The 26,626-nt window shown below is 37.9% G+C and carries 24 protein-coding genes; 8 read left to right on the top strand and 16 right to left on the bottom strand.

What is annotated here, in order from left to right; translation table 11 throughout:
• Window positions 1-96 precede the first annotated feature (96 nt).
• From VH441_RS01975 to purH, 4 genes are all read left to right on the top strand, one after another.
• A complete protein-coding gene (locus tag VH441_RS01975; RefSeq protein WP_434353815.1) occupies window positions 97-906 on the top strand; it encodes a hypothetical protein in 810 nt (269 codons plus the stop codon).
• 40 nt (window positions 907-946) lie between these two features.
• A complete protein-coding gene (prmA, locus tag VH441_RS01970) occupies window positions 947-1,861 on the top strand; it encodes a 50S ribosomal protein L11 methyltransferase (protein ID WP_434353814.1) in 915 nt (304 codons plus the stop codon).
• A gap of 64 nt (window positions 1,862-1,925) precedes the next feature.
• Window positions 1,926-2,213 carry a helix-turn-helix domain-containing protein gene (locus VH441_RS01965; protein ID WP_434353813.1) on the top strand — a complete coding sequence of 96 codons (288 nt, stop codon included), beginning with the start codon at window positions 1,926-1,928 and terminating at the stop codon, window positions 2,211-2,213.
• Between the two features lie 95 nt (window positions 2,214-2,308).
• Complete coding sequence (purH, locus tag VH441_RS01960; RefSeq protein WP_434353812.1) at window positions 2,309-3,877, top strand: bifunctional phosphoribosylaminoimidazolecarboxamide formyltransferase/IMP cyclohydrolase; 1,569 nt, start codon at window positions 2,309-2,311, stop codon at window positions 3,875-3,877.
• 118 nt (window positions 3,878-3,995) lie between these two features.
• Here the strand turns inward: purH and VH441_RS01955 are convergent, their stop codons facing one another.
• Together VH441_RS01955 and VH441_RS01950 are read right to left on the bottom strand one after the other, a co-directional pair.
• On the bottom strand, window positions 3,996-5,870 hold the full coding sequence (locus tag VH441_RS01955; protein ID WP_434353811.1) for a SurA N-terminal domain-containing protein: 1,875 nt from the start codon (window positions 5,868-5,870) through the stop codon (window positions 3,996-3,998).
• A 191-nt stretch (window positions 5,871-6,061) separates the two neighbouring features.
• Complete coding sequence (locus tag VH441_RS01950) at window positions 6,062-6,334, bottom strand: HU family DNA-binding protein (RefSeq protein ID WP_434353810.1); 273 nt, start codon at window positions 6,332-6,334, stop codon at window positions 6,062-6,064.
• Window positions 6,335-6,865: 531 nt separating this feature from the next.
• Between VH441_RS01950 and VH441_RS01945 the strand changes: the two genes are divergently transcribed.
• A complete protein-coding gene (locus VH441_RS01945) occupies window positions 6,866-7,492 on the top strand; it encodes a hypothetical protein (protein ID WP_434353809.1) in 627 nt (208 codons plus the stop codon).
• A 64-nt stretch (window positions 7,493-7,556) separates the two neighbouring features.
• On the opposite strand, the gene VH441_RS01940 is transcribed toward VH441_RS01945, so the two are convergent.
• The 4 genes from VH441_RS01940 to VH441_RS01925 form a co-directional block, all read right to left on the bottom strand.
• Complete coding sequence (locus tag VH441_RS01940; protein ID WP_434353808.1) at window positions 7,557-8,222, bottom strand: glutathione S-transferase; 666 nt, start codon at window positions 8,220-8,222, stop codon at window positions 7,557-7,559.
• A 16-nt stretch (window positions 8,223-8,238) separates the two neighbouring features.
• Window positions 8,239-8,757 (bottom strand): DUF523 domain-containing protein, encoded by a 519-nt coding sequence (locus VH441_RS01935; protein WP_434353807.1) that lies wholly within the window; start codon window positions 8,755-8,757, stop codon window positions 8,239-8,241.
• Between the two features lie 63 nt (window positions 8,758-8,820).
• The gene (gene gyrA / locus VH441_RS01930; RefSeq protein WP_434353806.1) at window positions 8,821-11,493 is read right to left on the bottom strand and encodes a DNA gyrase subunit A; all 2,673 of its coding nucleotides are present in this window, start codon (window positions 11,491-11,493) and stop codon (window positions 8,821-8,823) included.
• Between the two features lie 289 nt (window positions 11,494-11,782).
• Window positions 11,783-12,661: a bile acid:sodium symporter family protein gene (locus VH441_RS01925; protein WP_434353805.1), complete on the bottom strand. Its 879-nt coding sequence runs from the start codon at window positions 12,659-12,661 to the stop codon at window positions 11,783-11,785.
• Window positions 12,662-12,799: 138 nt separating this feature from the next.
• Between VH441_RS01925 and VH441_RS01920 the strand changes: the two genes are divergently transcribed.
• Together VH441_RS01920 and VH441_RS01915 are read left to right on the top strand one after the other, a co-directional pair.
• Complete coding sequence (locus VH441_RS01920; RefSeq protein WP_434353804.1) at window positions 12,800-13,081, top strand: hypothetical protein; 282 nt, start codon at window positions 12,800-12,802, stop codon at window positions 13,079-13,081.
• A gap of 23 nt (window positions 13,082-13,104) precedes the next feature.
• Entirely contained in the window at window positions 13,105-13,887 is a 783-nt protein-coding gene (locus VH441_RS01915) for a methyltransferase domain-containing protein (RefSeq protein WP_434353803.1), read from the top strand.
• On the opposite strand, the gene VH441_RS01910 is transcribed toward VH441_RS01915, so the two are convergent.
• The 6 genes from VH441_RS01910 to VH441_RS01885 all read right to left on the bottom strand — a co-directional run bounded on the left by VH441_RS01910 (window position 13,884) and on the right by VH441_RS01885 (window position 22,106).
• Window positions 13,884-15,050, bottom strand: a complete 1,167-nt coding sequence (locus VH441_RS01910) for an ABC transporter ATP-binding protein (protein WP_434353802.1) — start codon at window positions 15,048-15,050, stop codon at window positions 13,884-13,886. The genes VH441_RS01915 and VH441_RS01910 overlap by 4 nt on opposite strands.
• A 41-nt stretch (window positions 15,051-15,091) precedes the next feature.
• Complete coding sequence (locus tag VH441_RS01905) at window positions 15,092-16,579, bottom strand: ABC transporter permease (RefSeq protein WP_434353801.1); 1,488 nt, start codon at window positions 16,577-16,579, stop codon at window positions 15,092-15,094.
• A gap of 263 nt (window positions 16,580-16,842) precedes the next feature.
• Window positions 16,843-17,979, bottom strand: coding sequence for a Fe(3+) ABC transporter substrate-binding protein (locus tag VH441_RS01900; RefSeq protein ID WP_434353800.1), 1,137 nt, complete (start codon window positions 17,977-17,979; stop codon window positions 16,843-16,845).
• A 209-nt stretch (window positions 17,980-18,188) separates the two neighbouring features.
• Window positions 18,189-18,941, bottom strand: coding sequence for a 16S rRNA (uracil(1498)-N(3))-methyltransferase (locus VH441_RS01895; protein WP_434353799.1), 753 nt, complete (start codon window positions 18,939-18,941; stop codon window positions 18,189-18,191).
• Window positions 18,942-18,962: 21 nt separating this feature from the next.
• Window positions 18,963-20,417 (bottom strand): 3-deoxy-D-manno-octulosonic acid transferase, encoded by a 1,455-nt coding sequence (locus tag VH441_RS01890; RefSeq protein WP_434353798.1) that lies wholly within the window; start codon window positions 20,415-20,417, stop codon window positions 18,963-18,965.
• A gap of 63 nt (window positions 20,418-20,480) precedes the next feature.
• Complete coding sequence (locus VH441_RS01885; RefSeq protein ID WP_434353797.1) at window positions 20,481-22,106, bottom strand: phospholipase D-like domain-containing protein; 1,626 nt, start codon at window positions 22,104-22,106, stop codon at window positions 20,481-20,483.
• Between the two features lie 206 nt (window positions 22,107-22,312).
• Here VH441_RS01885 and VH441_RS01880 point away from each other — a divergent pair, with 206 nt between their 5' ends.
• Complete coding sequence (locus VH441_RS01880) at window positions 22,313-22,810, top strand: hypothetical protein (RefSeq protein WP_434353796.1); 498 nt, start codon at window positions 22,313-22,315, stop codon at window positions 22,808-22,810.
• Between the two features lie 182 nt (window positions 22,811-22,992).
• Here VH441_RS01880 and scpB read toward each other — a convergent pair whose 3' ends face one another.
• The 4 genes from scpB to VH441_RS01860 form a co-directional block, all read right to left on the bottom strand.
• Window positions 22,993-23,619, bottom strand: a complete 627-nt coding sequence (gene scpB, locus VH441_RS01875; RefSeq protein WP_434353795.1) for an SMC-Scp complex subunit ScpB — start codon at window positions 23,617-23,619, stop codon at window positions 22,993-22,995.
• A gap of 18 nt (window positions 23,620-23,637) precedes the next feature.
• Entirely contained in the window at window positions 23,638-24,450 is an 813-nt protein-coding gene (locus VH441_RS01870; RefSeq protein WP_434353794.1) for a segregation and condensation protein A, read from the bottom strand.
• Window positions 24,451-24,459: 9 nt separating this feature from the next.
• Entirely contained in the window at window positions 24,460-25,530 is a 1,071-nt protein-coding gene (gene trpS, locus VH441_RS01865; protein ID WP_434353793.1) for a tryptophan--tRNA ligase, read from the bottom strand.
• A gap of 107 nt (window positions 25,531-25,637) precedes the next feature.
• Entirely contained in the window at window positions 25,638-26,612 is a 975-nt protein-coding gene (locus tag VH441_RS01860; protein WP_434353792.1) for a lipid A biosynthesis acyltransferase, read from the bottom strand.
• Window positions 26,613-26,626 lie beyond the last annotated feature (14 nt).

Raw genomic sequence — 26,626 nt, 5'->3', positions numbered from 1 at the left:
ATGCAGACTTTTTTTGTGCATAATATAAACACTTGCTAAAAATCATGTATAATCAAGCTTGTTAGTTATTTCTTTCTTTACAGGTTTTAATTTAAAATGCAAAACCACTGTTTTTATGCAAAAAACCGTATTAACCCAGTAAAAAATAAACATTTAATTAGGCTGTTTTCTGGTATTGCAATTTCATCTAGTTTAATTGCTTGTCAAGCTGTACCTCAAACAACAACACAGTCACAACCACAGTTGCAGCCATATCAACCTAATGATAACCACCAGCAAGCAACTGTTAGACAGCCAAATAAACACCCAAAAATCAACCTGCCAGTTCATAATCAGCCAACTAACCCACAAATACCCGTAAACCAGCCTTTACCAAAAGCATATCAAAATACACAAAAAATTCATTCAGCAAATAAGCCTAAGCCATCAACCGTTGAGATAACACCTAGTAAGCCATCACACACCTTACCATCCGTCATAACAGAAACACCTCAACAAAAACAACAGCGGATTGAAGAAGCCCTACTAAAACGGGCAAAAACAAATAGCAATACCAATGTACTAACCAGCACAAATTCAGTTGGATCTGTAAAAGACATACCCGCTTATCGTAACTTAATGGCAACAGGAATACAGCAATTAAAGTCTGGGCAACTCGCCAATGCAGAAGCCAGCTTTACTCATGCGCAACGGCTATCCCCTCAAACAGCGGCGGCTTATTTTTATTTAGGTCAAATTGCAATCAAACGCGGAGAGGCAGTAAAGGCAGAAGCAATGGCAAGACGTGGTTTAACCGTTGCAAAAAAAACTGAAGTTAGACAGTCTTTATGGAAGATTATTTTACACTCTGCACAAATGCGTAATGATATCCAAAAGATAAAAGAAGCGCAGCGTGCTTTACGCTAACAAACAACTATTCACTTTAATAAATTATTTAGGATACTAAATGGCTTGGCAACAAATACACTTACAATGTGCTAACTCTCAAGTAGAAATGGCAGAAACTTTTTTAATGGAGGCTCAAGCATTATCCATTGTGATGGAAGATGCCGGTGACCAACCTCTTTTTGAACCTATGCCTGGTGAGTCGCCACTTTGGGATGACGTGATTATAACGGCCATATTTGATGCAAGCTTAGATATTAATTTTGAAGAAGTGGCACACCAAATTGCAGCACAGGTAGACGCAAGCCGTGTTTGGCTATCTGAAGTTGAAGACAAAAATTGGGAACGAGAATGGATGAAAAATTATCATCCAATCGAATGTGCTAATAACCTTTGGATTGTACCAAATTGGATTACACCACCTAAGCCTGATGCAACCAACATTATTATGGATCCTGGTTTAGCGTTCGGTACAGGCTATCATGCCACAACTCGCCTTTGTTTAGACTGGTTAACCGAGCAAGATTTAACAGGCAAAACCATTATTGATTATGGTTGTGGTTCAGGTATTTTAGGCATTGCAGCCTTGTTGTTAGGGGCAAAACAAGTCTATTCTGTCGATATTGATCCTCAAGCAGTGATTGCAACCAATCAAAATGCCGATAGAAATCAGGTAGCAGATAAGCTACAAGCCTTTTTACCAGAAGCATTTACTGACTTTTGTGAGCAAAATGAAAATATATTACCTGCCGATATCATAACCGCTAATATATTAGCAAAACCACTCATATCACTTTGTCCATATTTTGCTACTTTGATAAAACAAGACGGTAAAATAGTTTTATCAGGGTTAATAGAGTCGCAATTATCAGAAGTAAACGCTGTTTATAATGAGTTTTTCTCATTAGAACCCGCACATGCCTATGTCAAACAAGATGACAGCCATTGGCAGCGACTATCTGGTCAACGCCGATAGTTTTTTGATTATGTTCTTTTAATATTGTTTATATCGTTTTTTCATCTTTTTATTGGGATAAATTATGACCACGACACACAGTTCAAATCGCCCTAACCCAACCACAGTACAAGGTAAAGTAACTCATACTCCCTTATCTATTTATATAGAAAATACAATCCGTCATTACTTTGCCGAATTACAAGATGAGCTGCCAAAAGATTTGTACAACCTTGTAATTAAAGAAATCGAAAAGCCGATGCTAAAAGTGGTTTTGGAGGTTACAAGAGGCAACCAGAGTAAGAGTGCCGAAGTTCTTGGATTAAGCCGTGGTACCTTACGAAAAAAAATGGCAGCGTATGACATGCTTTAAACTTTTTAAATGATAGTTAAAAAAGTTCTACTTAACTATTTACAGCAACCTTTTAATTTGCAACAAACCAAACATTAACTTATTAGGAGCACTTAATGACTACCCGCTATGCCCTTTTATCAGTTTCTGATAAAACAAACATTGTTGAATTTGCAGCATCGCTTGTAAAAGCTGATTATACTTTGCTTTCTACTGGTGGCACTTATAAATTGCTACAAGAAAATCAGGTTCCCGTTACTGAAGTATCTGCCTATACTGAGTTCCCTGAAATGATGGCAGGGCGTGTAAAAACATTACACCCTAAAATTCATGGTGGTATCTTGGCGCGTCGTGGTATTGATGATGAAGTCATGCAAGAGCATGGCATTGGTGCTATTGATTTAGTGGTTGTTAACCTATACCCATTTGCCCAAACAATTGCAAATCCAAATGTAACTATGGAAGATGCTATCGAAAACATCGATATTGGTGGCCCTACCATGGTTCGTTCGGCAGCAAAAAATCATGCACACGTCGGTATTGTGACAGATAGCAATGATTATCCTAAATTAATTGAAGAGATTAACGCTAATGGATCGTTAACTACCGCCACAAAATACCAACTTGCAGTAAAAGCATTTGAACATACAGCACGCTATGACGGCATGATTGCTAACTTTTTAGGTGCACGTAATAACGAAGGTGAAAAAACTCAGGCGTTTCCAAATACCTTTAATGTACAGATGCAACACAAGCAGTCACTACGTTATGGTGAGAACCCTCATCAAAATGCTGCTTTTTATACCCAAACAGATATTCAAGAAGCCAGTATCTCTACTGCCAAACAACTGCAAGGTAAAGCACTGTCATACAATAACATTGCCGATACAGATGCCGCATTAGAGTGTGTAAAATCATTTGCAGACCCAGCTTGTGTGATTGTTAAACACGCCAACCCATGTGGGGTTGCTATTAATGACAACCAAAAAGCAGCTTACACAACTGCATTTAGCACTGATCCAGAGTCTTCATTTGGTGGTATTATTGCCTTTAACCGCATGCTTACAAAAGAAACTGCCGAAACCATTGTTGCCAACCAATTTGCAGAAGTTATCATTGCACCTAGTATTGAAGATGGTGTAACAGAAATCATTGCCTCTAAGAAAAACCTACGCCTACTCACTTGTGGTGAACTACCAACACCAAGCGAGCGTAAAGGTCAGCTAGACTACAAACGTGTGCAAGGTGGCATGCTGGTTCAAGATCAAGACTTAGATGACATTAGCATTGAAGACTTAAAAGTAGTAACCAAAGTTAAACCAACACCTGAACAACTAGAAGACATGTTGTTTAGTTGGAGAGTATGCCAATACGTTAAGTCTAACGCCATTATTTATGGTAAAGATAAACGCACCATTGGTATTGGTGCCGGACAAATGAGCCGTGTTAATTCAGCACGTATTGCTGGTATTAAAGCAGAGCATGCAGGTTTAACACCAAAAGGTGCCATCATGGCATCAGATGCTTTCTTCCCCTTCCGTGATGGGATAGACAATGCCGCTGCAGTCGGTATTGCTGCTGTTATCCAACCAGGTGGTTCAATCCGTGATGACGAAGTCATTGCCGCTGCTGATGAGCATGGTATTGCCATGGTATTTACCGGTATGCGTCATTTCCGTCATTAATAATAGGATTAACACCCATAGTCAATTTACACAATAAAAATAAGGTTGGTATTAAAAATACCAACCTTATTTATTGGATAACGTTAATTTAATTATAATAATTTAACTTTATTTTGGCTTAAAGCGTACCAGAATGTATTGCTTCTTCATTTATTTTTACACCATGTGTAATTCGCAAATACTCAAGGTAGTCTTGTAAATCGCTTTGACCAAGGTTTTGACGTACAATTAAAGCCGTTTGACGCTGATCTATATCACTTAATTGCGATTGCTCTACCTCATTAACTTTATCCACAACAAGCACACTCGCACCCAAATCAGTTAGGGCAGATATTGAAATCACACCACTATCCGGTGCTTTTTGAGAAAAAGCAACTGCTTTTTCTGCTTCTAAAAGCTTTTGGCTTTGACGGTTAATACTACCAAGTGCCGAAAATTTAACCTTTTGCTGCGTCATATCCTCTTTAGATATAATTGCTTTTGCTGTTGTTTGCGCTTCTTGTAAAGCAAGTTTAGAAGCTTTTTGCTTCGTTAATAACGCTTTAATAACTGGCGTGGCCTCTTCGGCAGAAAGCGATTTTATTGGACGATAATTAACAGGTTGTATCCAGTATGTTTTGCTATTAACATTAATATTTGCCGTAACAGCCTGTTCTTGAATAATATTATCATCAAAAGCTTTTTCAATAATAATTGGTTGACCAAGTTCTGTTTGGTTATCTTCTTCTTGAAAATCTTTAATTGTTTTAAACGTTACTTTTTCTTGATCTGCAATATCTTGGATACTATAGCCATTCACTGCTAGTTCATTAATCTGTGTGACTTTATCAGAAAAAGCTTGCTCACGTTTATAGCGTATTGCCCTATCTTCTAGTTCTGGGCGAACATCATCAATACTCGGAATCTTATCATTATTATTAGAGGTTACTGTAAAAATCTGTATGCCATAACTGGTGGTAACTGGTTTACTAACGTCACCCACCTTGAGACCATTTAATGCTTTTTTCACCTTATTGGCTTCATTACCAAATACCGCCGCATTAAAACGACCAATATCACCACCATTTTCAGCCGAAGGGTCATCAGAATATGCTTTAGCTAAAGCAGCAAATTTAGCACCATCCGCAAGCTTTTGTATCACTTCTTGAGATTTACTACCCGCATCCTCACCAGTTAATAAAATTTGGCTAATTTCACGCATATCATCAATATTCAGCTCTTGTTTATAAGCTTCATATTGTTGATTCATTTCTTCATCTGTCACTGCCTCAACATTAATCTCTTCAGGTGTTAAAGTAATATACGACAAATCTACCATAGCAATACTTTGCAAGTCATTTTGATGCTGGTGATAGTAGTCATTAATCTCGTTATCACTAACAGTCACTTGATTGGCAAAGTCTTGCCAATTAAATCTATGTAACCACACATTACGCGTTTGCAGCTGCAAGTTTATAAAGCTATTAATTGCTGAAATTGGGTAAATAGAACTACTGACAATACTTCTATTTAGCTGATTGAGTGCATATTGGCTTCTTTGCTCATCAAACAGCTGATCTTTAGTAATGCCACGAGTTTTTAAAAAGTTTGCAAATAGCGCATTAGAAAACTCACCGTTTTCATCTTGAAATACTCTTTGCTTTTGCAAAATCATACTAATCGTTTTATCCGATAAGCCCATACCAAGCTTATTAGCTTGCTGAACCAATAGGTCACTATTAATTAAATCTTGCAATGCTTGATCTTTTAAAACCGATTCATTTATTTGACTTGCATTGGCATCCTGTGCAATCAAGGCTTGGCGATAATTGGTTATCGCATTTTGTAGCTCATTCGTTGTAATGCTACGTTTGCCTATTGTTGCAACTGTATTTGGATCAGAACTAGCGCCACCAAAAGAACCACTAAAACCCAAAAATGCCATCGGAATGAGGCATAATGCCATGAGCAACTGCCCCATCTTACTTTTTAAGAAATCTCTTAATTTGTCCATAATTCAATCAAATAATAATTTATAAGTGTTAAAAAACTAGCTATCTAGCTAAACAATTTAGCTTATTAGTATACCATTGATTACGATAAGTTGATAATACAAGGTTAGGCTTTGTTATCTCTTTACCAAAATGCAGACAATAAAAAAACGCACAAAATGTGCGCTCTTAAATCTTATAGATTGCAAACAAATTAGTTTACACGATCTTTAAGACCTTTACCTGCTTTAAAGCTAGGAACTTTGCTTGCAGGGATTTTTAGCTCTTGACCAGTTCTTGGGTTACGACCAGTGCGCGCTTTACGCTCTTTTACACTAAAAGTGCCAAAACCAACTAAAGAGATACTGTCGCCTTTTTCTAGCGTTTTACCAACAGTTTCCATAAATGCATTTAAAGCATCACCAGCTTGAGTTTTGTTAAGACCGCTTTTCTCAGCAATGCTATCTATTAATTCAGATTTATTCATAACTATTTCCTTCAATGAAATACGTGACCGTTACGGTATTGTAACCTTCACCACTATAATAAAGCAATATACTAAACCAGTAATTTTAAAAAAAATACAAACTAACTGGTCAAATAACCAGAAACTCTATAAGAGAGTTTCAAAATCCTCAAAATTTGCGGTTTCATTTGATATATTTATATTAAAAAATATATTAATGAAACCGCTAAACATAGGTTGTTAAATTTATAAAATAGCCATGCTAAATTAAGCTGTGTATTAAACTGTACAACCAGCAAGGGCTTAGCCAATTAACAACAATAATGAATTTATATCAAGCATTTTATAAATGTGCAAGTAAAATATCGTAAATTTACTAAGAAATCCGCCGTATTGTGTAAAAAATATACAAAATTCGCATAAATCCTCTGTTTAAAAGGGCTGTAGCGAATTTATTATTCAATATTTTAAATTAATAAAGAAAATGATAAAACTTGACCAGACCTTAATAAATCTCTAAGATAAACACCAAAATCAATATAGGTTATTTTCATGAATCAAACTAATCTTCCTCAATCCTTATTAACCGCTCTTTTGGTTGTTTTAGAGTCGGCATTGGGTTTAATTTTACGGTTTGATTCTAAGTTGCGCCAAGCTGCTTATCCACTTGCACAAAACAATACGGTGGTTTGTATACGTAGCTATGTGCCACATGAAGAGGTTTACATTAGCTTTACCTTTAAAGGGCTTCTTATTGATACACAGCTGCCAGCAGACAAACAAAAACCTGACGTTATTATTAATGCTTACAGCTTTCAAATATTTACCTCTATTTTTTCTAATAAAGAAGCCACTGTTGAAAAACTGCAGTTTCGTGGAGAAGCTAAGCAAGTTGATTTAGTTAAAAGCTTTATGAAACAGCTGAGTATTAGTAATATATTTGGCTTGGTAAAAAACAAAGAAAACAAAACTAAACAAGAAGATATTAAAGATACCAGCAAAAAAACCCATGCTGATAACGCACAAAAAATTCAAACCCTTTATCAACAGTTAGATGTTGCTAATATCGAAAACAAAAAACTTTCTACTCAAGTTAACGAGCTTAAAAGCAAGCAAAAATTATTTATATCCATCGCTGTAATTGCAACTATTATTGCCATTATTAGCTTTTTTATCTAAGTTTTCATTTTAAAAGTATTGGGTATTTAATTGCTTTCAAATACCCATACATAACATAGCTAAATTAAAAATCAAGCTTACCCGCTTTATCTACCGCTTTTAAAAATGCATCACGGCTTTCACAACGTTTTAGCCAATTTAAGATATTGGCATATTTAGTTTTATCCAAGCTATTGCGAGCATTTGCACCCACCCCAACCAGATACATTTGAATATCAGCTGCTGTAAACTCATTGCCAGCAAACCATTTATTCGCTGATAAGTGTTGATCCATCAAATCAAGCATTTTATTAATGTTACCGCTGATCATAGATTCTTCTACTGATGCTTGTATTTTTTTAGCAACTGGTCGTATCACAAGCGGTGAGCGTTCAACAACCTTACTAAAAATTAACCTCATTACCAAGTTTGGCATGGCACTGCTTTCTGCAAAATGAAACCAATACGTATAGTCTTCCCATGCTTTACCATCATTTGGCTTTAAAGTACCTTTTGTATCATGATGTTTAAGTAAGTAGTCAATAATAAATCCAGACTCTGCTAAAGCCTTATCATCCACTTCTAAGATAGGTGCTTTACCCATTGGGTGAATTTTTTCCAGACTCTTGGGTGCCAAGTTTGCTTTTGTACGCTGATATACCGTTAATTTATAATCTAAATTAAGCTCTTCAAGGAGCCAAGCAATTCTAAGAGAGCGTGAATTTTCTAAGTGGTGTAGATGTAGCATCATGTATCCTTTTTTTAAATTATTGGTTTATATTATTTGATTCAAGAGTTAATAAATAGTGATGGGCTTTTATAATGTCATTTTGATTAAAAACAATAATCCCATTTTGTTGTAATAAGGCAGTTGTAACACCAACGCCTTCTATCTTTTTGCCACTAAAAGATCCATCATACACGTATCTGCTACCACAAGACGGACTATTTTCTGTTAAGACTGCTACCTTTATATTATGCTTTATACAAATTTTTAATGCGTTAGTAGCGCCTTGTTTAAAACTTGCTGTGACATCTTTACCATAGTTCTCATAAACAGTTGTTTCGTTTAGCCAAACATCCATCCCATCGCCTCTAAAAATTTCAGCAGAAGGTCTTGGAATACTCATCCCTGCATCAACTTCTGGACAAATGCTGATTACCCGATTGTCTGCTAACCATTTGTTAACAATAAGAGTAAAGCTTATGTCTTTAGCTTTGACATCAGTTGCATTATATCTGACTTTTTTTGCTAATAAGCAGCTACTGACTAATACATTTTCCATGCTTTATTTAAACCGTGGAGATTAAATAAAAAATGGCGACTATTTAGCCACCATTTTAATCAATCATTCTTCATCTTGTACGCTGTTACTTTCAGTAACTTGGGCAATTTCTGCCTCGTCTATTTCAATGCCTTCAACCTTGACATCTTCTTCATTTTCTACACGAGCCATAGATACCAGTTTTTCATCATCTGCAACACGGATTAACGTCACTCCTTGAGTGTTACGCCCCGCCTTAGCAATATCTTTAATTGGCGTGCGCACAAGTGTCCCTTTGTTAGTAATTAAGATAACATCATCATCATCTGTCACTTTAACCGCACGCACCAGTGCCCCATTTCGGTCACTGGTCTTAATGGCAATAACACCACCACCGCCACGGTTTTGGGCATTAAACTCTTCAATCTGAGTTCGTTTACCAAAGCCATTTTCACAAGCAATCAATACTTCTTTAATGTCATCATCAATCACAACCATAGATTTAATTGCTTCATTTTTAGCAATACGCATGCCACGCACGCCTTTGGCTGTACGTCCCATTACACGGATATCTTGCTCATTAAACCGTATTGCCTTACCACTAGAAGCAAACAGCATCACTTGCTGATTACCATTAGTGATACGAGTACTAATAAGCTTGTCGTCTTCTTCAAGCCCAATTGCAATCAAACCATTAGAACGGATGTTACTAAACAGCGCTAATTCAACACGCTTAACCGTACCTTTTGCGGTTGCAAAAAATACATACTGATTGTTTATCTCGGTTTCTTCTTCATCCGTTTCGGTTGCACTGACTTGCGGGATTGGTAAGATGGTTGTTACGTTTTCATCCGTATCTAATTTAATTAAATTAACCAAAGGACGACCACGAGAACCACGGCTTGCTAATGGTACTTCAAAACCACGTAAGCTAAACACACGTCCGTTATCTGTAAAACATAATACGGTTGCATGGGTTGATGTCACAACCAGATGATCAATCACATCATCTTCTTTCATGCTGGTCGCAGATTTGCCTTTACCACCACGTTTTTGGGCAACATAATCGCCAATTGGTTGGGTTTTGGCATAACCTGTGCGAGATACCGTCATTACCACTGTTTGTTCAGGGATTAAATCTTCACGGCTAAAATCAGCGCGACTGTCTACAATATCAGTACGACGTTCATCGCCATAGCTATCTAAAATTTCGTGCATCTCATTTTTGATAACTGTCATCAATTTATCAAAATCAGCAAGGATAGATTCCAAACGTGCAATTTCACGTAAGATATCTTGATATTCTTCGGTTAGTTTATCTTGCTCTAGCCCTGTTAAACGATGCAACTGCATCTCTAAAATTGCATTAACCTGTTCTAGCGATAAACGATAACGTTGACCATCATCAATCAAACCAAATGGGTTGTTTGGATCTTCGCCTTCTATAAATTCAGGACGGCAAGATTGACTGCCTGCTGCTTCTAGCATGGCAACGACACCACCTGACTCCCATGTTTCGGCTAATAATTTTTCTCTTGCTTCACCACGGTTTGCTGATGATTTAATGGTTTCAATAATTTCATCAATATTGGCTAACGCAACGGTTAAGCCTTCTAATAAATGACCACGGGCACGGGCTTTGTTAAGTTCATAAATGGTACGGCGTGTCACAACTTCTTGGCGATGTCGAACAAAGGCAGCAATCAGCTCTCGTAGCGTCATTAACTTTGGCTGACCTTCATCTAAGGCAACCATATTGATACTAAAGCTGGTTTCTAACGCTGTTTGTAAAAACAGGTTATTGACAATCACCTCAGATACTTCACCACGTTTTAAGTCAATGGCAATACGCATACCATCTTTATCAGACTCATCACGAATCTCGCTAATACCTTCTAGCTTTTTATCTCGTACAAGCTCGGCAATACGTTCAATAAGTTTGGCTTTATTGGTTTGATAAGGGACTTCGGTAAATACAATACGCTCACGCTCTTTATTCGCACCACTGGTTGCCATTTCTTCAATATGATAACGACCACGGATATGCAAGCGGCCTTTACCTGTTAAATAAGCATCACGTATACCAGCTCGCCCATGGATAACACCACCCGTCGGGAAATCTGGACCAGAGATATGACTCATTAATTCTTCAGCGCTGATATGTGGGTTGTCTGCATACGCTAAACAAGCATTTAATACTTCTGTTAAATTGTGAGGTGCCATGTTGGTTGCCATACCAACTGCAATACCAGTTGCACCATTTACCAATAAATTAGGGATACGAGCTGGCAGAACACTTGGCATTTGCTCTGAGCCGTCGTAGTTGGCTTCCCAGTCCACGGTATCTTTATCTAAATCAGCAAGCATTTGGTGCGTAAGCTTGGTCATACGTACTTCGGTATAACGCATAGCGGCCGGTGGATCATCATCAATTGAACCAAAGTTACCTTGACCATCTACCATGGTATAACGCAAGCTAAAATCCTGTGCCATACGCACAATCGCATCATAAACTGCCGTATCACCATGTGGGTGGTATTTACCAATAACATCACCCACCACACGGGCAGATTTTTTATAAGGCTTGTTGTAATCGTTTGATAGCTCGTGCATGGCATACATAACACGGCGGTGTACTGGTTTTAAACCGTCTCGCACATCTGGTAAAGCACGCGATACAATAACGCTCATTGCGTAATCTAAATAGGATTGTTTTAATTCATCGACAATGGCAATCGGGCTAACCGAATCACTCATACAAACTCCTTGAAACCTATCTTTTTAAAGCATAACCAATGGGTTAATTACTGACTAAAAATTAAGGTGTTTTTTATGGTTTTTATGTAAAAAAATAATCATTAAATTATAGCATAAAAAGTGCAAAAAGACTTAAGTTTAAAAGACTAGGAAGGATGGTTTTTAAACAGACACAGAGGGGAATACAGACGCTAAGCTTATATTTAGGTTTAAGTTAGTCCTTATCAAACTGCTAAGCACAATTGTATGGTTTATTACAATAGATAATAAACCATACAGGATGAATAAATTAGTGCACATCTCTAACAGTAGACGTTTTGGCCAGTTTATAATAATGATAAAAAACAAATGGCAATACTACTGCGTTCATTAATACACCATAAATAGCCGATGGAATCGCAAAAGCAGGCAACCCACCCGTTACACCAGCAATAAGTGGCGCTAAAGCAATACCCATTGCACCATTTTGTAGGCTGGTTTCAATTGCAATCGTCTTTTGGTTTGCAAAATCCAGCCCCATCAACTTGGCGAAACTAAAGCTTACAAACAACAATACTAATGCCATGATAAGCACCAAGCCACCAATATGCACCAATTGTTTTTGTAGCATATCCCAGCTATTAACAACGGCCCCTATCACCATAATAGCAAATAAAATTGTCGCAATTTTTTGTAATTTACCCTGCCATTTGGCAACAAAATTTGGTAACAACTGGTTTAGTACCATACCTAAAATTACAGGTATTGTTGTAATTAATAAAACCCTAACAGCCAAAATCCCCACTGCAAAGTTTTGTGGCAAGCTTTCAAAAAACATTGGGTAAAAATACTGCACTAGCAAAGGAACGGTTACCATAGCAAGCATACTTGCAATTGCCGTTAATACGATAGACAGTGCCACTCTACCACCAGCATAATAACTCATTAAATTACTGGTAATACCACCTGCACAAAAGCTTAACAGCATCACCCCAAAACCAACTTCTGGTGGCGGGTTAAATAAACTAACTAAAGCAAAAGCAACCACAGGCACTAATACCAGCTGATTAAATAAACCAATTAACAATGCTTTTGGCATGGTAACCACAGGCGCAAAATCGTTAAACTTTAATTGCAAACCCAGTGCAAACATAATGTATGCTAAAAATAATGGCAGAAGTTGAAACATACTCAATACCTTTTGAAAAACAAAATGCCATTTTACCCTATTTTTATTGGGGTTTTAACCTAATTTTTTATGCTATCGTATTTTTATGATATCAGCTAAAATAACCAAAGTTTTTTACAAGATAATTTAGGTATTAATATGACAATATTACTTGCAATAGTTTGGATACTAGCAATGATGGTATATAGCTTTATGGCAGACTATGCCAGAACCTTTCCAAACAGTGATAATAAATCGATTCCCTTGTTTCGCTGGGGTTCTTTAATTTTGGCAATGGCATTATCGTTTCAACTGGCATCACGTTTTAAAGGGCAATTAACCACCAATGGCATGTGGTTTTTTATGCTCACCGCTTTTGGCGTCATTATTTTATCTAAATTTATTTTTAGAGCGTACGCTAAACGTAGAAATACCCAATAGAAACAGAGTGAACCATAACAATCATGGATAAGCGGAAAGACCGTAATTTTGATGATGTTGCCGAACATTTTGATAAAAAAGTATACGGTAGCTTAAAAGGGCAAATCCGTCTGGCAGTATTACGTAAAGATTTGCATGAAATCGTTGCCAAACTAAGCGAACAGCATAAAAGACCATTGAGAATATTAGATGTAGGCGCTGGTTTGGCTCAACTGAGCCTAGAGTTGGCAACACTTGGGCATGAGGTGGTTATTAATGACATCTCAAAAAACATGTTAGATAAAGCAAAACAATCTATTGAAGATATTAACAAGTTAAATGTTCATTGGCATACCTGCCCTTATCAAGCATTAGATAACAAACTACAGGGTAAGTTTGATTTAATCTTAAATCATGCGGTTTTAGAGTGGCTAGCAGAACCACAAGCGTTTATCAAATTTGCAGATAGATGGCTTGCAGATGGTGGTTATTTATCGCTTTGTTTTTATAATCCTGCCAGCTTTATATATCGTAATTTAATGATGGGTAATTTTAATATCATCGATAAAGCCAACACACAAGCAGACAATAAAAAAAGTTTAACGCCGAATCACCCCGTTGACAAAGACCAAGTTGCCGCTTGGCTAAAAAAGAACCATACCATCATTCAGGTATCTGGTTTGCGTGTTTTTAGTGACTATACTCTCAGCAAGCAAGGTGGACTTGCAAACCCAGCAGCAGTTATTGATATGGAAGTCAAATACAGTCATCAAGAACCATTTAAATGGATGGGACGCTATTTGCATTATTTGTCCATCAAAAACTAATTACTTATCTGTTCATAAAGCACCACATGCTCTAGGTTTGCTTTAATCCCAATATGCGTACCAAGCTCATGGTCGTGATGACTTGGGATCAGCGAGTAGACAATTTGCCCATCATCAAGCTGCAGTTGATACAAATAGTTAGCGCCACGAAACACCCGTCCAATCACCAAAGCAGTCATTTCGCTGTGGTCATCATGCACAACATCATCTGGGCGAATCAATACTTTTAGTTTTGTATTATCAGGATAGTTGTAAAAATCACAAGTTAACCCTGTATCACCATAACCAGTAGGCTCATGTACTTTATAAATATCACCTAAGCTGGTGTGTAGTTGTTTATTGTTAATAATGCCTTCAATCATCGCACCTTCGCCAATAAAGTCAGCAACAAAAGGATTGCTTGGCAAATGGTACAAATCGCTCGGTTTTGCCCATTGTTCAATCACACCTTGATGAATAATACCAATTTTATCGGCAATGGCAAAAGCTTCGTGTTGATCATGAGTCACTAAAATTGCCGTCGTTTCTGTTTGCTTAAGTACGTCACGCACATTAGCAGCAAGGCTTTCACGTAATACCACATCTAGGTTAGAAAATGGTTCATCTAACAATAATAATTTTGGCTTTGGGGCAAGTGCTCTTGCTAAGGCAACTCGTTGCTGTTGCCCACCTGAGAGTTGATGTGGCTTTTTGTGTGCATGTGCCGTTAATTGGGTAAGTTCAAGCATTTGTTGAACTCGTTTTGCCTTGTCTTGTTTATTAAGCTTGTTCAGCCCAAACGCAATATTTTTTGCAACTGTTAAATGCCCAAATAAAGCATAATCCTGAAAAACCATGCCCATATTACGATTGGCTGGTGCCACAAACTTTTTAAAGTGCGAATTTTTCTTGTTATTGACTTGCGTTAAAATTTTACCATCTAAACGAATGGTACCAGCTTGCACTTCTTCTAGCCCAGCTATTGCACGCAGTGCCGTGGTTTTGCCACAGCCACTAAACCCAAGTAAACACCCTATTTCTCCTTTACTTAAACTTAAGCTTAAGCCATTAACAATTGGCGTATCATCAAAGCTAACCGCTAAGTCTTTTACAGAAAAGTATGCATCTATCGCTTCTATATCTTTTACATCAGTTGTGTTTGCTGTACTTTTTGCTGGTTCCATTATTTACTCTTCATCAAGTCTTATTTAAAATTCTCTACGGTTTATTTTAGTTTATCTGTTTGGTGGATGAGAATCCAAACGGGTAACAACCCAACCAACACAATTAACAAACTTGGCAAAGCTGCCCTACCCCACATGCCTTCACTTGTCATCTGAAACACCCTAACGGCTAAGGTATCCCAACCTTGACTACGTGTCATTAAAGTAATTGGCATTTCTTTCATGACCTCCACAAAGCCAATTAATAATGCCGTTAAAATACCTGGGCGCAATACAGGCAAAATAACTTGTGTCAGCTTTTTTAACTTACTATCGGTTAATAACCTAGCAGCAGACTCTTGGTTATCACTCAGCCTTTGTAATTGTCTATCAATAGGCTGAAAACTAACCGTTAAAAAACGGGTTGCTAAGGCAATAATCATAACAAAAACACTGCCAGAAACAACTGGTTTACTTGTAATACCCAAGCCTATTAATTGATTATCTAGCCATGCGATAGGCACAAAAACACCAACGGCAAGCACAGTACCAGGGACAACGTAACCCAAGTTAGCCAGTGCAATTAAAACCTTACTGCTTTTGTCAGCCAGTGCACGTTTAAGCCATGCCATAACAACAGCAATAACGGCAACCAACAAAGTTGCGCTAGTAGCAACAACCATACTATTTTTAACAAAGCTTAAATAATGGCGATTAAAATCTATTGCAAAGTTTTGATATGTCCAGACACACAGCTGAATAAAGGGAAATAAAAATGCACATACAAAAACGAGTGTACACAGTACAAACATAAAAATTTGCGCTGGTAATGATGCCCTTAAACGTCTATTATCGCCAGTTGCTAAATTCGCTCTTAACGACTGCCAATATTGCTCTAAAATAACAATAAAAAATACCACAACAATTAACAAGGCAGACAACTGTGCCGCTGTCGTTAAACTAAAAAAGCCAAACCATGCTTTATAAATTGCAGTGGTAAAAGTATCTACATTAAAAACCGAAACTGCGCCAAAGTCTGCCAGTGTTTCCATACAAGCAAGTAGCAGCCCACCAATTAACCAAGGCAAAGCTTGTGGTAACGCAAGTTTAAAAAATACTTGGCGACGATTAAGCCCCAGCATTTGCCCAGCTTCGATTGCCCTTTTGCCTTGAGACAAAAATGCTTGGCGAGCCAGTAAGTAAACATAGGGATAAAAACTAAGCGACATGATGATACCAGCACCCCAAATATTGCGTATAGAAGGCAATGCCCAACTAATACCTGCTTCACGCATGGCGGTTTGTAATGGGCTACTAAAATCTAACATACCTAGCACAACAAAAGATAAAACATAGGCAGGCATCGCCAGTGGTAACATTAATGCCCAACTAAAAAACTTTTGCCCCCAAAATTGGTACATGCTAGTAAACCAAGCTAAAACCGTACCAAGCGTACCGGCTATTACAAGCACCATCGCCAACATAATTGACGTGTTTTTTAGCACACTGGGCAAAACATATTCTGCTAAATGTTGCCAGATATCTGCCATTGGTTTGCTCCAAGAAAACAGAACAACCATAATGGGCACTAAAATAAAAATACAGATGGTAGCTAATATTAACTTAGCAAAAAAGCGAGGAGTTTTTTGTTGTTTACTGTACAAAGTCGGTATCCAAAAATTAAAACAAAAATAAACAAACAAGCAGCTATAAAAAAGGCTCTAACCGTTAAGTATAGAGCCTTTTTAGATTTTTAACTAGCAAAAATGATAATTATTACAGCTTGCTAGTTTAATCATTAAAAACTGACGGCTTATTTATAGCCAGCTTTATCCATTAGCTTGATAGAGTCAGCCTGTAACTCGCCAAATTTGGCAACGTTAATGTCATCAGTTTTGAAATCACCCCAAGAAGCCAATAGCTCAGAAACTTCTACGCCTTCTTTAACTGGGTATTCTTTATCAGCACTTGCGTATACAGCTTGTGCTTTGTCAGATGATAACCACTCGATTAAGTGTTGCGCACCTGCAACATTGTCTGAGTTTTTAACAACGCCTGCACCTGATACGTTAGTGTGTGTACCCGTTGTATCTTGGTTAGCAAAGAAGATTTTAACTGGGAAGTTTGGCTCATCTGCAACTTTACGACCATAGTAGTAGCTGTTAGCAATACCAACACCACACTGACCAGCAGCAATAGCTTCTAACATCTTAGTATCGTTACTAAATACATCTGTTGCTAAGTTGGCAACCCAACCTTTAACAACTTCTTCTGTTTTTTCTGCACCTAAGTGGTCAATCATACTAGCCACTAAAGATTGGTTGTAAACTTTTTTAGAGGTACGTAAACAAAGCTTACCTTTCCATTTAGGATCAGCTAAATCTGCATAAGTTGATAGCTCTTCTGGTTTAACAGTTTCTGGGTTATAGAAGATGGTACGAGCACGTAGTGACAAACCAGTCCAGTTACCCTGTGGGTCACGGAATTTTGCAGGAACGTTTGCTTCAACAACTTCTGAAGTGATTGGTTGTAGCAAACCGTCGTTTGTTGCCTTCCATAAGTTACCCGCATCAACTGTTAGCAGCATGTCTGCTTCAGTGTTTTCACCTTCAGCTTTTAAGCGTTCCATTAAAGGACCAGCTTTGTCTGTTACCAACTCAACTTTGGCACCTGTTTCTTCCATATACTTATCAAGTAATGGTTGAATTAGCTGTTCTTTACGAGAAGAATAAATGGTTACTGGCACATCAGTTGATGGTGCCGCTGCGGTAGCTTCAGCACCTTCATGTGCTTCACCATTTTCATGGGCGTGTTCATGATCTGCATGCTCATGTGTATGTTCTTCTGCTTTTTCTTCTGCTTTTGGTTGGCAAGCTGCTAAGCCCATTGTTAAACCAAAGCCTGCTAAAGCAAGTGTTACTGCTTTTGATGTTGTATTTTGTTGAAACATATTGTTAACCTTTTATCAAATCCTTATTTGTGAAAAGTTCACCTTATTTGGCAACCACAAATAAAATATATAAGACTGCAAAAACCGTTTTAATGGCAATCCATTAAAACTTAATGTGGATTATAGTATTAATAAGAATTGTTTTCAACAAAATTAATATTTGTAATTGTTTTTGCAATATACTAAGCTGACATCACAGTTTCGGCTCGTTACACCATGCCCCAAAATCCAACCATATTATTAACAACCGCTTCTGTACGCAAAATACGTTGCCCTAATGAAACAGGCAAGCAACCATGCTGTTTTAACAGTGCTACTTCATAATCTATCCAACCGCCCTCAGCGCCTATCCATAAAACAGGTGGCAAGCCTGTATCTTGTTTAATAGCCTTATTAAAAAAATCATACCAGCTATTATTTGTATAAGGATGAGCTACCAGCCCTGCTACATCACTACTGTTATCAGAATGCTTCATTAGTCCTGCTAAATCATCTTCTACAAATGGTTTAAATCGCTTTTTCAGCTCAATTTTTGGCGGTATGGTATCCACACCCTGTTGTAAGCCTTCTAACACAAACTCATCAAGACGATTAAGCATTGGACTTTGCCAATAGCTTTTTTGAGTTTTATAACTGTTGACTAAAATAATGTGCTTAACGCCCATCGCCGTCATATCCATAATCAGGCGACGCAAAACTTTGGGGCGTGGTAATGCCAAAATAACCGTTAAATTAAGCTTACTCGGTGGAGGTTGCGTTAGCTTAACATTATTTAAAACAATGTTTGTATCCGTTATTTGACTAACGTTGGCTGTGCCTATTTTTCCACCTAACTGCCCTACTTTAATTACATCGCCAACATTGGATTTTAACACCTGTTTAACATGCTGACATTGCATAATGTCGGTAATAATGGCTTGGTTATTTTCAATGGTTTTAGGTGGCAATAACAAAATATTCATAGCTGGTAACTTTAGTTTTAATTATCCCAAATACTCAAACAGTGCTTGATTTTTGGCTTCAATCACTTCATTAATCATGCCAACTTGTTGCGATAAAATGACTTGATTATCATGCATTAATTGTCGACCAGCCTCTCCTGCTTGTGTTGCCACATTTTTGTGAGTTAACCAATAAAAAACGGGCTTAAACAAAGCGGTGCTGGCTTGATTTAATATGGGTTTATCTAGTGATTTACCTTTTTTATGGGTATAAGCATTTGTAAGCTGAACCATTGCATCTGCTGCCACTAAGTCATCAACAACGCCTTGGCAAGATTGAGTAAACTGCCCCATCACCACCGGTGTGCCACTAACATAAGCCTCAACAGGGTTATGCCCCCCGACATTCACTAATGACCCCCCTACAAAAGCCAAATCTGCCGTTTTATACCATTGCATCAATTCACCCATGCTATCTGCCAAATATACTTGGCAATGCTGCTTTGGTAACACCACATCACTACGGCGTGCATAGCTAAAACCAAACGCTTCGATTAATTGCGCCACTTCATCAAAACGTTCGGGGTGCCTAGGTACAAGTATCAACAATGCATTGGCTGTTTGGGCTTGTTCAATCAACTGCTTTTGAACCATCAGTGCAATTGACTCTTCTCCACTATGGGTGCTGGCAGCTACCCAAATTGGTCTGTGCATATCAAAGCTGCTTTTTGCTGATGGGTTATGAGTTATATCATCATGATTTAATTTTGCGTTAATTGTCCATTTTAATGAGCCAGCCACACGGATTTGAGAAGGTTTGGCACCCAAGCACCTAAAACGTTTAGCAGAAAGCTCATCTTGAGCGATAATCAAACTGAGATTGTGCATCATACTCTGGCTGGTTTTTGCTATTTTTTTATAATTTTTATAAGACTTTTCTGATAAACGTGCATTTACCAAAATAGCAGGGATATCTTTTACAGCGAGCAAATGTAGCGTATTAGCCCATAGTTCGGTTTCTACAAACAGCGCCGCGCAAGGGTTGACATAATTTAAAAATTTACGAATGATTGGCGGCGTATCAATAGGCACATAACTATGAAATAACTTACCTTCATTGATTTGATTGGCATACAGCCTTTGTGCCCTTGCATAACCAGTTTGGGTGGTGTTGGTCAACCATATACGATAGCCTTGTGCCATTAATAGGTTTAAAACAGGCGCAATGGTGTTAGTTTCTCCTAAAGAGACCGCATGACACCAAATGATAGAGGCTTTACTAGCATGGGTTTTTGATAGGTCATTTAAGGCAGAAGACGACGTTTCTAATGGTGTTTCGTTAACGTCTAATTTGCCTGTATAACGCATTCCAAATCTATCTGCCACTTCATCGGCATAATTGCTATTTTTGCCAGAACGGCGCTTAACAATATGGCGATAAATCGGTGCCAAACTTTTGATGGCAACACGATAATAAAAAGGTGGGCGGCTAATCATGAAGCTATCCTACGGCGATTTGATATATAAGAGAACAAAGAAAAATAATAAAACTAAAAAACACTATAATAATGGACTAAATAAGCGAATACCATTATCAAAAACTTGTAATATACGAGGTCTTATTTGCCAAGATTCAAGAGACATTATCTCACAATATTGCAAATAAGTTTGTTGGCATTCGGCAACATGAGCCACCATTTTAGGAGAGTATATCGCCAGGCTAACCTCCATATTTAAATAAAAACTGCGCATGTCCATATTTACCGTACCAAATAGGCAATAACTGTCATCAATCACCACTGTTTTAGCGTGCAAAAGCCCTGCATCAAACAAGGCTATGGTAACGCCAGCTTCTAACAGCTCTTGATAAAATGCTTGTGAAGCATGCTGCACAAAAAAGAAATCTACTTTTTTAGGTATGATTAAGGTTACAGCCACCCCACGTCTTGATGCCGTGGTTAATGCGCCCATTAATGATTCATCTGGCACAAAATAAGGGGTGGTAATACAAATCTTTTTATCCGCTCTATGAATGGCATTAACGAGCGTATTATAAATCACATGGGCTGTCATTTGCGGTGCAGATGGAATGAGCTGCGCAACCACATTATATTCAGCTGGCTGATTTGGTACTTGCACACTCGTATCATAGTCATCATCTGGGGTATCCAGTACACTCGCTTTGTTATTGACATCATTAATTGCTGGCTTGGTTAAATTTAAACGGCGCGTATAGCTATTCACGCGCTCTTGCAATGTAGCAAAATTTGTTCTGCTTTCTGCGCCTATATCCGTAACAATCACACCTGCCATGGCTGCCACCACACTGTTTTGCTGATAAGCTTTAACACGCATAGCAACATCGACCCACTGCCCTAGGTTTTTGTCTTGTTTAAAATAGCGAGGGTCTACAAGGTTAAAGCTGCCTGTATAGCCAATGCTATCATCAATAACCACAATTTTTCGATGATTACGCACATCCGTGCGCTTAAACAATGTTTTAAACAAGCCAACAGGCATAGACTGATGGACTTCAACCCCTGCTGCTTCCAGATTTTTTGCCGTATTGCCTGAAAATAAACCAAAACTACCAACACTATCGGCAAGTAAATAACATTCCACCCCTCGTTTTGCCGCAGCTTTTAGTACCTCAAACACCTCTAAAACACGCCCTTTAGGATAAACAATATAAAATTCCAACAATATCAATTGATTGGCGTGGTTAATATCTGCAATCAGCTTATCAAACAACACATCAACATCTGTTAAAAGCTGTAGCTTATGCCCAGCACTGGCAGCAAAACCCGTACGTGTTTCGCCAAACTGGCTTAGCCCAGTATATTTTTGGTCAATAAGTGGGTTAAGCGTATCTTGTTTTTGAGGATTAATTTGCAAAAGGTTATTGGCAGGAATTTGCTGTAAAAGCTTTTTAGTGCGTTCACTGCGCTGTTGATAACGTCTGCCAATCGTTGGCTCACCAATCAAAATATAACCAATGACACCAATAACAGGGATAGCAAACATAATTGTTAGCCAAGCAATGGCAATACCTGTATTTTTTTGCACCCATAATATGCGGATAATCAACGCAACGACAACCACCAAATGGAGGAGAATCCCCCACTCAGCAAAGTGTAGAAATGACAAAGAATTTAACAAACTAGATATAGATAAAATTTCACTCACAAGGTTGCCATTTTTTAATGTTAGTTTTTATGATAGTAATTAAATAAGCCAAAATATCTTAGCATACTTTAGTTGCATTTTTTATGATTTCAATATGAGCCGATTCATGAGTTTAGTACGAGATTTTATTAAAAATAATGTTATAATTTATTGTTTACTCACTGTTTTTAAATCTATGTTTTTAAAATAGAAATAAGGTTGTATTAATGAGCAAAAGTTATAATGTTTTATTTTTGTGCCATGACAATGCTGGACGTAGTCTTATGGCTGAAGCCATGCTAAACCATTTAAGTCATGGTAAGTTCCACGCTTACAGTGCGGCTAGTCAGCCAGCCCTTGAGGCACACCCTGCGGCTATTGATGTTTTAAAAAAAGAAGGGTTTGATACCCAATCGTTAAAGCCAAAAAGTATGCAAGCCTTTCATGGCGACAATGCCCCTATCATGGATATTGTTATCAGCCTATGCCAAAATACAACCGAAGACGCTGAATTTACAGAATGGGAAGATAAACCATTAACGGCTCACTGGCATTTTGATGAACCACACAATCAAGATGTTCATAATAGTCTGGATACAGATAAAGATGAATATCAAAAAGAGTTACATCGTTATGCCATGATACAACGCCAATTATCAACTCGCATTAGCTTATTGCTCAACATTCCCGACAACAAACTTGATAATATGAAATTGCACCATTAACAAATATTACGTATTGTTTGTTACTTATGTTTAGCAATTAATAATTGACTGATATTGTGATTGCATACCTTAGCAGAGGTTATCATCACTTATTGTAAGATAACCGCCTGCCTGACGCACTTTTAAGCAATAAACAGTGACTGTTGTTTTACTGTTTTACCCAAAGCTTTGATTTTAACCATCTAAACATCCACAAGCTTTTCTAACTCTGGTAAAGGCGGTAATTCATTAAGATTTGCCAACCCAAATGAATCTAAAAACTCTGGTGTGGTATGTAATAATGCTGGTCTACCAAGGCTCTCTCGATATCCTTTTTCTACAATCCAACCCTTATCAAATAGTTGCCGTAAAATATTGCTAGATACTGTCACCCCACGTATTTGCTCAATATCTCCCCGAGTAACAGGCTGTTTATAGGCAATAACGCTCAAAGTCTCTAATAAGGCTTGGCTGAGGCTTTCTAACCGCTGAGGAAATACTTGCTGAATGAGTTTGCTGTATTGATCAGCCACTTGCAAGCGGTAACCACTGGCAGTTTTATTAAGTGTTAAAACACCTTGCGATAGCCGCTGTTGTAAGATGTTTAAAGAGACTTCTAACTCAGCATTGCTAAGCGAAAGATGCTTTTTAAATTGCTTATCTGTCATTGGTGATTCTGAGGCATGTAACAACACCTCAATTTGACGACTGATATGCTCGTATTGAGCGTGTGATTGAGCTAAGCGTGATGAAGTTTGGTTGTCTTTATCCAAACTTTCAAGATTAACGTCTTGTAAATCATTTTGATTAAATAGGTTTTCTGTTGTCATTATTTATTCAGCTTTTATTTATCGCAACCACTGCAAAGTTAATTCATTAACATTAAAGTTATTTACTTCAACATTTTGCTCATCATCCATATTATTTTGATGAGCCACAAATCCAATCAAATTACGTTTTATTAATTCTAGTACCGCAACAAAACTAACCACCACACCTACCCGACCTTGCGAGTGATCAAGCAACTCATAAAACTGACCTTCTCCGTTTTCACTCAGCTGCCGGCTAATACTGGCAATTCTATCAGGCAAGGGTATAGAATCGATGGCGACTGTGTGCATTTGATAATCTGGCTTAATTTGCATTTTTAGTAAGCTCTCTACCAACATGGTTGCTGGATAATTTGGCAACTCTTTTGCCATCACGTCTGGATTAGGCATACTCGCCAAGGCAAGAAATACATCACGTTCTAGGCGGATTAATCCATCTAGGCGTTTAGCAGCATCCTTAATTTGCGCGTATTCTTCTAGGCGTTGAATCAATTCTGCTTTTGGATCTCTCTCATCATCTTCTACATTTGGTGCTGGTAATAGCAATTCTGACTTAATGGCAATCAAGGTTGATGCCATCAGCAAGTAATCACCAGCCAGTTCAAAATGATCTTCATCCAGCTCGTTAATATAGCTAAGATACTGCTCTGTGATTGGCAAAATTGCGGTTTCTGTTAAATCAAAATTATTCTTTTTTACCAAATACAGCAAAAAATCGAGAGGACCTTCAAACTGCTCAAGCCAAATAGCAAATGCTTGTGGCGGGATATAAAGATCATCCGGCAGGTTTTCTACCGGGGTATCAAAAATACGTAAGGCTAATTGTTCCAACGGATTACCTTACTTCTTAAGCTTTGCTAAAGGCTTAATACCAATTGCACGGCGTGATTTATCTAACAGTTTACGGCTATGTCGGCGTGCTTTATTTGCACCCATTTGCAAAATTTCTTCTAACTCTTTAGGATTTGCCATCAACTCATTATAACGCTCACGGAATGGTGCAATCTCACCATCAATTTTTTGAAAGAGGATTTCTTTTGCCTCGCCCCAGCCGATACCTTGCTCATAACGAGTGCGCAGTTCGGCAATTTCTGCAGGTGTCGCAAAGGCTTTATAAATCTCAAAAATATTGCAGCTGTCTGGGTCTTTTGGTTCTTCTGGCGCTTGAGAATTGGTAACAATACGCATGATTGCTTTACGCAATTGCTTTTGCTGATCTACCTGTGGGTTATCGCCAAATAGCGGGATGGTATTACCATAACTTTTACTCATTTTCCGACCATCTAATCCGGTCAATAATGGCGTGTCTTCATCTACCACGGCGGTTGGCAAAGTAAATAACTCTTTATATTTAAAGTTAAACGTACCCGCTATATCACGAGCCATTTCAATATGTTGTATTTGATCTTTACCAACAGGCACATGCGACGCATTAAACATTAAGATATCTGCCGCCATTAATACAGGATAGCCAAATAAACCCATGGTAATACCGTGGTCTGGATCAACGTCACCTTTTTCTGCATTCACATCAACAGATGCTTTATAAGCATGCGCACGGTTCATCAAACCCTTGGCACATGAGCAGTTTAAAATCCAAGCAAGCTCAGGAATTTCTGGAATGTCTGATTGACGATAAAAGGTTACTTTTTCAGGATCAAGGCCACAAGCAATCCAAGTCGCCGCTATTGCTTTAGTAGAAGCATGGATCTGTGTCGGATCAAAACATTTAATGATCCCATGGTAATCTGCTAAAAAGAAAAAAGCCTCATCGTTATCATTAACAGCCTCAATTGCCGGACGAATTGCCCCCACATAATTACCTAAATGAGGAATCCCTGTGGTGGTGATGCCTGTTAAAATACGTTTTGGTTGGTTTTCTTCGCTTGTCGTTGGCGTTTGCTCTGTCATGCTGGTTCTCTAATTGGATTTAAATGGTCATAAAATTTAGCATATAATTTTAACAAAAAAGCTCTCAACTTTGTTGATTGAGAGCAAATTTTGTTAATTAAACAAGATTAATCATAATATTTAGTTCGCCCTGTTTCATCATGTTTATAGCGTTTGTGGAACCACATCCATTGTGTTGGCGCTTTATTAATCAGGGTTTCAAAAATTGTGTTAACTCGGCTGGCATCAGCCACTTCATCATTAGTTGGGTAGTTATCTAACGCTGGGGTGATGGTAATGTGATACTCTGGCTTACCATTTTTAAACTGTTTTTTACGATAGGTATGGAGCGCCATAACAATTGGTGGGTTACTTTTATCACCAAGTTTTGCCAAGCGTCTTGGTGCGGTGATTGTGGCTGCTGGCACCCCAAAAAATGGTGCCATTACCCCTTGTTTTAAGCCAAAATCTTGATCAGGTGAATACCAAATAATCTCTCCAGCTTTCATACAAGCAACCAACTTACGCATATCTTTGTGCTCAATTTGTGATCCAAAAATACGTCGACGGGCATTAAAAATAAACCACTCTAACATGTCATTATTTTGTGGTCGGTACACACAATCGACAGGGAAAAACTGCATACAAAGCCTGCCACCTAAATCCAACATGGTGTAATGCCCACCCAATAACAAAATGGCTTTATTTTGTTTTTGCGCCTCTAAAAGCGTTTTTAATCCCTCTATAGAAGCAGCACCTGAAAAAAGGTGAGGACGAAACCATGCACACAAACTTTCAAACACACCAATACCTTGGTTAACAAAAACATCACGTGCCATTTGCCAACGTTCATCATCCGTTTTTTGAGGGAAAGCAAGCTTTAAATTAACTAAAGTTACTTTACGGCGGCTAGTTGATAGATTAAAAATTAACAAACCCAGCAACTTACCAAACCAAAATTGAACAGACAACGGCAAATAAATAAGTGGAAAAATAATAGCAAAAACCAACCAAAGCCCCCAATTTTTTGGATGCAAAAACTTAACCTGAAAAGGTAGGCTTTCTTCTAACCTAAGCTGTTGGTAGTTGTTATCATTTGCCATAGTCGCCCCATTGC

This window comes from Psychrobacter sp. HD31 (assembly GCF_051097895.1).
In the GTDB taxonomy this organism is placed as follows: domain Bacteria; phylum Pseudomonadota; class Gammaproteobacteria; order Pseudomonadales; family Moraxellaceae; genus Psychrobacter.
This window is presented reverse-complemented; position numbering and strand designations above follow the sequence as displayed.